The sequence below is a fragment of the Isoptericola sp. NPDC057191 genome (assembly GCF_042670225.1).
Lineage (GTDB): Bacteria > Actinomycetota > Actinomycetes > Actinomycetales > Cellulomonadaceae > Isoptericola.
In genome coordinates this window covers 1-8,228 of record NZ_JBHUWC010000182.1, presented here as the reverse complement: position 1 = coordinate 8,228, position 8,228 = coordinate 1, and the positions used below count along the sequence as shown (strand labels likewise).

General features: G+C 75.8%; 10 protein-coding genes. 8 read left to right on the top strand and 2 right to left on the bottom strand.

The window, feature by feature from the left end; genetic code table 11:
- Positions 1-55 precede the first annotated feature (55 nt).
- Positions 56-481: a hypothetical protein gene (locus tag ACFT55_RS17200; RefSeq protein WP_380245063.1), complete on the top strand. Its 426-nt coding sequence runs from the start codon at positions 56-58 to the stop codon at positions 479-481.
- On the opposite strand, the gene ACFT55_RS17195 is transcribed toward ACFT55_RS17200, so the two are convergent.
- Positions 482-1,417: a hypothetical protein gene (locus ACFT55_RS17195; protein WP_380245062.1), complete on the bottom strand. Its 936-nt coding sequence runs from the start codon at positions 1,415-1,417 to the stop codon at positions 482-484.
- Between the two features lie 85 nt (positions 1,418-1,502).
- Between ACFT55_RS17195 and ACFT55_RS17190 the strand changes: the two genes are divergently transcribed.
- The 4 genes from ACFT55_RS17190 to ACFT55_RS17175 all read left to right on the top strand — a co-directional run bounded on the left by ACFT55_RS17190 (position 1,503) and on the right by ACFT55_RS17175 (position 5,048).
- Positions 1,503-1,988: a heme-degrading domain-containing protein gene (locus tag ACFT55_RS17190; RefSeq protein WP_380245061.1), complete on the top strand. Its 486-nt coding sequence runs from the start codon at positions 1,503-1,505 to the stop codon at positions 1,986-1,988.
- A 44-nt stretch (positions 1,989-2,032) separates the two neighbouring features.
- Positions 2,033-3,598 (top strand): amidohydrolase, encoded by a 1,566-nt coding sequence (locus tag ACFT55_RS17185; RefSeq protein WP_380245060.1) that lies wholly within the window; start codon positions 2,033-2,035, stop codon positions 3,596-3,598.
- Positions 3,599-3,928: 330 nt separating this feature from the next.
- Positions 3,929-4,345 carry a TraR/DksA family transcriptional regulator gene (locus ACFT55_RS17180; protein ID WP_380245059.1) on the top strand — a complete coding sequence of 139 codons (417 nt, stop codon included), beginning with the start codon at positions 3,929-3,931 and terminating at the stop codon, positions 4,343-4,345.
- 79 nt (positions 4,346-4,424) lie between these two features.
- Complete coding sequence (locus ACFT55_RS17175) at positions 4,425-5,048, top strand: uridine kinase (protein ID WP_380245058.1); 624 nt, start codon at positions 4,425-4,427, stop codon at positions 5,046-5,048.
- A 7-nt stretch (positions 5,049-5,055) separates the two neighbouring features.
- Here ACFT55_RS17175 and ACFT55_RS17170 read toward each other — a convergent pair whose 3' ends face one another.
- Complete coding sequence (locus tag ACFT55_RS17170; RefSeq protein WP_380245057.1) at positions 5,056-5,823, bottom strand: VOC family protein; 768 nt, start codon at positions 5,821-5,823, stop codon at positions 5,056-5,058.
- A gap of 280 nt (positions 5,824-6,103) precedes the next feature.
- On the opposite strand from ACFT55_RS17170, the gene ACFT55_RS17165 reads away from it, so the two are divergent.
- From ACFT55_RS17165 to ACFT55_RS17155, 3 genes are all read left to right on the top strand, one after another.
- Positions 6,104-6,955: a hypothetical protein gene (locus tag ACFT55_RS17165; protein ID WP_380245056.1), complete on the top strand. Its 852-nt coding sequence runs from the start codon at positions 6,104-6,106 to the stop codon at positions 6,953-6,955.
- A gap of 256 nt (positions 6,956-7,211) precedes the next feature.
- Positions 7,212-7,589: a phage holin family protein gene (locus tag ACFT55_RS17160; protein ID WP_380245064.1), complete on the top strand. Its 378-nt coding sequence runs from the start codon at positions 7,212-7,214 to the stop codon at positions 7,587-7,589.
- Positions 7,586-8,191, top strand: a complete 606-nt coding sequence (locus tag ACFT55_RS17155; protein WP_380245055.1) for a DUF3618 domain-containing protein — start codon at positions 7,586-7,588, stop codon at positions 8,189-8,191. Before ACFT55_RS17160 ends, ACFT55_RS17155 begins: the two co-directional genes overlap by 4 nt.
- Positions 8,192-8,228: the final 37 nt, after the last annotated feature.

Below are 8,228 nucleotides of genomic sequence, written 5' to 3'. Positions count from 1 at the left end.
CGTGCCGCCATACCGGCACGTGGGTCTGACAGGTCGGAGGTGGGAGGATGCCCCGGTGAGCGACGACTGGGCGGCGCAGCGCACCGAGGCCGCGCGCGTGCAGGCTGAGCGCCTGCGTGCGCGACAGGACGTCGAGCACGCGCAGGCGGAAGCGCTGCTGCACGACTTCGTCCGGGCCGCCGCGGCTGCCGGGCTGGAGCCCGAGCCGCTGCAGGTCAAGGGGTACGGCGGTCGCGGGACGGCGCGCACGTCGCTGCGCGGCTGGTACCTCCGCCAGGACCGGACCGCCGCCGTCACGACCGACGGCGCGTTCTACGTGCTCACCGCGCCGCTCACGCTGCTGGACCGGGTGCGCGGCGCGCACGTCACCCCGCAACGGCCGCCGATGATCCTCGGCGCGGGCGGCAAGGACGGCAGCTCCATCGAGCTCGTCGCCGCGCTCCAGCGGGTGCTGCCCGGCTGGCAGGCGCCCACGACGTAGCTACGTCATCGCCTCGCCGACGGGCGCGGCGACCTCCGGCAGGGCCAGGTACCCGGCCCACGCGCCGTCGTCGAGGGGGAACGCCGCCGCGTGGAACCCGGGCGCGCGGTTCGTCACCCGCAGCACCTCGATGCCGGGCGACCCCGCCGGCAACGGGAACGCGTCGGGCGTGAGGTCGTGCAGCGCGAGCAGGTCCCGCGGGTCACGAGGGCTCACCCACCGGCGCACGCCACGAGGGAACGTCAGCGCCGTCCGCGCCTGCAGCGCGTCGCGGATCGCCCGGATGCCGAGCGGCGAGCCGGGCGTGAGGAGCAGCGGGACGTCCGGTCCGGCGGCGCGGGCGAAGGACCCGGAGGCGAGCATCGCGTAGGCGACGACGCTGCCCAGCGAGTGCGCGACGACGACGGCGGGCTCGTCGCCGCTCAGCGCGTCGGCCAGGCCGTCGTCGATCACCTGTCGGACGTGGTCGTCGTGCAGGTAGGCGTAGACGTCGCGGGTGAGGACCAGCAGCACCTCGGCGCCGACCCCGGGCACGTACCGGTCCACCAGGGCGAGCGCCGCGACCAGAGCCTCGACGAGCGCGTCGGCCACGGCACCCTCCGCCACGACGGGTGCGTCGCGGTGACCGGTGCCTGCGAGTACCTCGCGCGCGACGTCGAGCACGAACCGGAGCTCACCCTCCGGCAGCGCGGGCAGGTCCGCGGGCCCGGCCCCCACGGCCAGAGCGTGGACCGTCACCGCGGGCGGTGTGCCACCGTCGACCAGCCGCGCCAGGGTGTCGCCGTAGTACACGAACGACGAGCCCGCGTCGGTGGGGCGGAACGCCGAACCTGCGGCGGCGAGCCCGGCGCTCAGGGCTCCGAGCCACTGCGCCTCGAGCGTGTCGGGGTCGTGTCCGGCGAGGTCGCGGCCGTGGACGAGCACGAGTCGGGTCACGTCCGCGACCGTACCGACGGACGCCGCCCGGCCCGGCGGGACGCGCCGTGTGCGCCGTCGTGACCGGGCGTGGGACGCTGTCGCCATGGGGAACCCCGAGGACGTCGCCGCCCTGGTCGCCGAGGTCGAGCAGCAGGAGCGCGAGCTCGTGCTCAGGCGTTTCACCCACGACGACGCGTGGCAGCTCGGTTGCCTGCTGGTCGAGCTGGCGACGGAGCGCGGGCTGGCCGTGACGGTCGACGTGCGCAAGGGCACGCAGCAGGTGTTCCACGCCGCACGCGAGGGCACCACCCCGGACAACGACTCGTGGGTCCAGCGCAAGGTGCGGGTCGTGGAGCGGTTCGGCGCGTCGTCCTTCCTCGTGGGCCTGCGGGCGCGGGCGAAGGGCACCGACTTCGCCGCGCAGCACCAGCTCCCCCTGCAGGAGTTCGCCGCGCACGGCGGCGCGTTCCCCGTGCGCGTGGACGGCGTCGGTGTCGTCGGCGTCGTCACCGTCTCGGGGCTCGCGCAGGCCGACGACCATGCGCTCGTCGTGGAGGCGCTGCGCATCCACGCCGCCGGCGGCGCCTGACGGCCCAGGCGCCACCGGTGACCCGGGGCGTCTACGGTGGCCCCGTGTCCGCGCTGCTCCTGACGAACGCCCGCCTCGCGGGCCGCTCCGACCGGTCCGTCGACGTCCTGCTCGACGACGGCCGCATCACCGCGGTGACCCCTACCGGGACGGGCGCCGGTGTGCCGGTGTCCACGCTCCCGGAACAGGTGGACGTCGGCGGCCGCACGGTGATCCCGGGGCTGTGGGACGCGCACACACACCTCACGCAGTGGGCCATGGTGCGGCAGCGGCTCGACGTGTCCGCCGCGACGAGCGCCGCTCACGCCGCCGCTCTCGTGCGCGACCGCCTGGACCGTGCGGCACCTCCCACCGGCGGCGCGCCGTTGGTGGGGTACGGGTTCCGTTGGGCCACCTGGCCGGACGAGCCGGCTGCCGAGCTGCTCGACGCCGTGGCGGGCGAGGTCCCGGTGGTGCTGCTGTCGGGCGACCTGCACAGTGCGTGGGCCTCGACGGCGGGCCTGCGCTTCCTCGGCATCGCGCACCACCCGACGGGGCTGCTGCGCGAGGAGGAGTGGATGCCCGCGAGCCCGCGCATCGTCACCGTGGACGACGCCGTGGCCGACGCCCTCGTCGCGGACGCGGCACGGGCCGCCGCCGAGCGCGGCGTCGTCGGCGTCGTCGACTTCGAGGTGGCGGACAACCTCACCACCTGGCGCCGCCGCGTCGCCGCGGGCTGGGATGGTTTGCGCGTGCGCGCGGGCGTGTGGGAGCAGCACCTGGGTGGGGTGCTCGACGCCGGGCTGCGCACCGGGGACGTGCTGGGCGGCCCGGAGGGTTCCGACCTCGTCACGCAGGGACCGCTCAAGGTGATCAGCGACGGGTCCCTCAACACGTTGACGGCGTTCTGCTTCGACGCCTACGCGGGCGTCGCCGGCCCGGACACGCACGGCGTGCTCAACATCGCGACCGATCAGCTCGTCCCGCTCATGGCCCGCGCGCACGCCGGGGGGCTGCGCTGCGCCATCCACGCCATCGGCGACCGAGCCAACGCCCTGGCGCTCGATGCGTTCGAGGCCTCCGGCGCGCGCGGGTCGGTGGAGCACGCCCAGCTGCTGCGCCGTGCGGACGTGGACCGCTTCGCCGCCCTGGGGGTGACGGCGAGCGTGCAGCCCGAGCACGCGATGGACGACCGCGACGTCACCGAGCAGCTGTGGCCGGACCGGCACGACCGGGCGTTCCCGCTGGCCGAGCTGCGCGCCGCGGGCGTCCCGCTCACGCTGGGCAGCGACGCGCCCGTCGCGCCGCTCGACCCATGGGTCGCCGTCGCCGCGGCCGTCACTCGCTCGCGCGACGGCCGCGATCCCTGGCACCCGGAGCAGCGGATCGACGTGCGTGCCGCGCTCGAGGCGTCCGTGGACGGCCGGCCGCTGGACCTCGCCGTCGGCGGCCCGGCCGACCTCGCCGTCCTGGACGCCGACCCCCTCGACGTCGGGCACGAGGCCGGGCACGACGTCTGGCACCACGGCGGACCCGGAACCGGCGACCCCGCCGCCCTGGCCGACGCGCTGCGGGCCACCGCCGTGGCGGGCACGATCGTCGCGGGCCGCTGGACGCACCGCGCCCTCTGACTCGTCGCCGAGCTAGTCCCCCTCCTGCCGAGGTAGCACCAGACCTGCCGAGGTAGTTCCCCTCTTGCCGAGGTAGCACCGGACCTGCCGAGGTAGTCGAGACCGGGCCGAGGTAGTTCCCCTCTTGCCGAGGTAGCACCGGACCTGCCGAGGTAGTTCCCCCTTTGCCGAGGTAGTGCACTACCTCGGCACGTACTCGACTACCTCGGCAGGTTCAGAACTACCTCGGTAGGTTCAGCACTACTTCGGCAGGTTCAGCACTACTTCGGCAGGTCTGGTGCTACCTCGGTCGCCCGTGAGCGCGAGGGCGCGTGGTGCGACACTGCCGGGATGGTGCACCACCAGGGGGGCTCGGGCGGGACCGGTGAGCCGGGTGAGACAGAGACAACCGCGGCCGGGGAGACGGACGCGCGCGACGGCGCCGGGGCGCGGCTGCGGGCGCGGCTTGCGGAGGTCGAGGCTCGGCTGACGGCGCAGCGCCGTGCGGTCGCGGGGATCGTCGAGTCCGCCCGGGACGCGAACGTCGACGACGAGCACGACCCCGAGGGAGCCACGCTTGCCTGGGAACGGCAGCAAGCGGCGGCGCTCGCGACCGAGGCGGAGCGCGAGCGGGACCAGCTGCTGGCCGCGCTCGACCGGGTGGCCGAAGGGACGTACGGGGTGTGCGAGGTGTGCGGTCGACCGATCCCCGCAGCGCGGTTGGAGGCGCGTCCCGGCGCGACGCGCTGCGTCGAGCACGCCACCTGAGCCCACGACCTCAGCGCACGACCCGGCTCCGTGCTGGGCGGGTGGGGCGGTCGGCGTGGGCGGATGGCAGCATGGCGGCGTGCGGGTGGAGCCCGTGACCCCGGTCGGTGTGGTCGAGCACGTCGTGACGCGGGTCCTGGCGCAGGCGAGCGACCGGCCGGTGCGCGTGCTCGTGGACGGCCACCCGTCGACCCGGCCGGAGGAGTTGGCCGACGCGCTCGCCGAGCCGTTGCGCGCTGCCGGGCGCCCGGTGGCGCGCGTCCGGGTGCGCGACTTCCTGCGGCCGGCGTCGTTGCGGCTCGAGCGCGGTCGTCGTGACCCGGACGCCCTCCTGGAGGAGTGGATCGACGTCGGCGGGCTGAACCGCGAGGTGCTCACCGGCGTCGTCGCCCGGGGGCGGTGGCTGCCCACGCTGCGCGACCCGGTCACCGACCGTGCGACGCGTGCCGCGTACGTGGACGCCGCGCCCGGCACGGTCGTGGTGCTGGACGGCTCGCTCGCCCTGGGCCGTGGGCTCGACGTCGACGTGGTCGTGCACCTCGCCCTGCGACCGGCGACGGAGACGCGGAACACCCCGCTCGACGACGCGTGGACGCTCGCCGCGTACGGGCGCTACCGCCGGGAGGTGCAACCCGAGCGGCAGGCCGACGTCGTGGTGCGGGTGGACCACCCGGACCGGCCGGCGCTCGTCCTGCGCGGCTGACCGCCGCTCAGAAGCGGCAGAGGCAGAACGGGTGCCCGGCCGGGTCGGCGAACACGCGGAACGAGTCCTCGTCCCCGGGCAGGCGTCGCGCCCCGACGGCGAGGGCTGCGGCCTCCGCCTCGTCCAGGGTCTGCGGGCCGATGGCGAGGTCGAGGTGCAGCTGCTGCGGGTGCGCCGGGTCGGGCCACTGGGGGGCGGTGTAGCCCTCCACCTGCTGGAACAGCAGCGCCCGCTCGCCGCCGAGCATCGCCATGCCCTCGGCGTCGTAGACGACCGGCTCGGCCAGCACGCGCGACCAGAACGCCGCCGCGGCGGACGCGTCCGGCACGTCGAGCGTCACCCCCATGACGGTCAGGCCGTCGTTGTCGGGGGCGTGGCAGAGGTCGAACGGGTGGCCCGCCGGGTCGGCCAACGTGGTCCACTCCGGGTTCTCGCGCAGGACGGTCGCGCCGAGACCGACGGCGCGCTCCACGGCCGCCGCGACGTCGGGCACGCGCAGGTCGAGGTGCAGCTGCTGGGGGTGGTCCTGCTCGGGCCACTGCGGCGGCTGCAGGTCCGGGGCCGGCTGGAAGGCGAGCGACCACCCGTCGGGCGTGCGGAGCGTGATCCAGTCGTCCCCGTCGCCCTGCTGCTCGACCTCCGCGCCCGTGAGGCGCTGCCAGAAGTCGGCGGCGCGGGGCGCGTCCGGGACGTCGAAGACTACCGCGTCCAAGACGGCGACGGGGTGCTGAGGACCGGGGTGCTGGGGACCGGACGTCGCAGTGCTCTCGCTCATCTCGCCCTCCTGGCGACAGGTCCGGCCAGGCGCCGGACACCTCGTCAGACTGCCGCGACCCACCGACACCCGCACGAGAGGGCCCACCACCAGGTCGGAGCCTCGGGGGGTCGCTGAAGATGTGAGCGAGCGCGGGTGGCCCCATGGTGGAGAGAGGTCAGGAAGCGGCCCCGCCGGACAGGCGACGGCTGCGGACCTCGTCCTCTCGCTGTCGCGAGCAGCGCAGCATCGTGTCCGGCACTCCTGCCCGCCCCGCGCGGGCCGTTCCGAGGAGTGACGCATGAGCGACACACCGTTCCCCCAGCACGGCAGCACCCCGCCGCCGGCGGCACCGGTCCCCCCGGACCCGTCCGTGCCGCCCCCCACCGTGCCCCCGGCGTACCCGCCGGCCCCGGGCGCCTCCTCCGGTTCGTCCACAGGTTCATCCACAAGTTCGTCCACAGGTTCGTCCGGCGACGACGAGGGTGTCCGCGACCGTGCCGCGTCTGCCGCGTCGCACGCGGCGGACGCGGGCAAGGACATGGCCCACGAGGCCTCCGAGCGGGTCGGCGACGTCGCGCACGAGGCCGGTCGCCGGGCCAGGAGCCTCCTGGACGACGCGCGGGACCAGGTCTCCTCGCAGGCCACCGCGCAGCAGGGCAGGTTGGCCGCGGGCCTGCGCCACCTCGGGTCCGAGCTCACGGACATGAGCCGCGCGAGCGAGGACCCCGGGTATGCGAGCCAGGTCGCCGACCGGGGCTCGGAGGCCGCCGACCGGCTCGCGGACTGGTTCGAGCAGCGCGAGCCCGGCGACGTGCTGCACGAGGTGCAGGACTTCGCCCGGCGCCGGCCCGGGACGTTCCTCGTCCTGGCGGCCGGGGCAGGCCTCCTCGTCGGTCGGCTGCTCCGCGGAGTCAAGGACGCTCCCGACCGCAGCTCGGGCGAGCGGGGCGGGACGGACGGCACCGGCGGCCCGGGAGTCTCCGGCAGCTCCAGCGCCTCCGGCACCTCCGGGGTCGCGGCTCCCGTGCCCACCACGCGCCGGACGACCGGCGTGGCGCCGACGGCCGCGCCCAGCGGCATGCCGTCCACGGGCGCGGCGGGCACCGCCGCGGGGGTCGGGACGGGAGGTGAGGGTCATGTCGTCCGTTGATCCCCGTGCGGGGGCGGCTGCCGGCCGTCTCGGCGCGGACGGCGCCGACGACAGCGGGGGCACGGCCCCGGGCACGGTCGGCCGGCCTGCGGGCGTCCCGCCCGGCGTCGCGCCCCCGACGTCACCGGGTGCGGCGTCCACGGCGCCCGTGTTCGACCGCCCCGTCGCCGACGTCCCCCCGACGCGACCGGAGGACGAGAGGCGGCAGGCCGAGCCGTCGTCCCCGGCTGCGGGCCGGTTCGGCGACCCGGAGGGCCTGAGCCTCGGCCAGCTCGTGGCCGAGGTGACGCGGGACCTCTCGACGCTGGTGCGGCAGGAGATCACGCTGGCCAAGGCGGAGGCCGCCGAGTCCGCGAAGAGCGCGGGCAAGGGCGCCGGGATGCTGGCCGGCGCGGGCTACGGGGCGGGGATGGTCCTGCTGTTCCTGTCGCTGGCGCTCTGGTGGGCGCTCGGCACCGTCATGGGGCTCGGGTGGTCGGCGCTCGTCGTGGCTGTCGTCTGGGCGATCATCGCGGCCGTGCTCGCCCTCGTCGGCCGCCGCGAGATCCAGCAGGCGCCCGGGCTGTCGCAGACCACGGACACCCTCCGCAAGATCCCGAACGCTCTCCAAGGACATGAGGAGAAGAACCGATGAGCACCACCGACCCGGAGCAGGTTCGCGCCGACATCGAACGGACGCGCCGTGAGCTGAGCCGCGACGTCGACACCCTGGAGGAGCATGTGCGGCCGAGCGCGGTCGCCCGCCGCCAGACGGAGCGCGCGCGAGCGGGCGTCAGCCGTCTGCGGGAGCGCGTCATGGGCACGTCGGGCTCGTCGTCCCGACACACGACCGATGCTGTCCACCACGCCACCGACAGCGTGCGCGACGCGGCGGGCAGCGTGGGGGACGCGGTCTCGGGCGCACCCCGCGTCGTGCGCGAGCAGACGGAGGGGAACCCGCTGGCCGTCGGGCTGGTGGCCTTCGGCCTCGGTCTGATCGCGGCGTCGCTCGTGCCGGCGTCCCGCCAGGAGGCCGAGGCGGCGGGCCGGGTCAAGGAGGCCGCGGCGCCGCTGGTCGACGACCTGAAGGAGGCGGGCGCCTCCATGGCCCAGGAGCTGAAGGGAACGGCGCAGGAGCACGCCGAGGGCCTGAAGGACTCCGTGAGCGGCGCGGGGCACGACATGGCCGAGCACGGCCGGCAGGCCGCGCAGGACGTCGCGCAGGAGGTCAAGGGCGGCAGCTCCGGCCAGGCCTGACGACCCGACGACGGCGGCCCCGCCTGGTCCGTGCGAC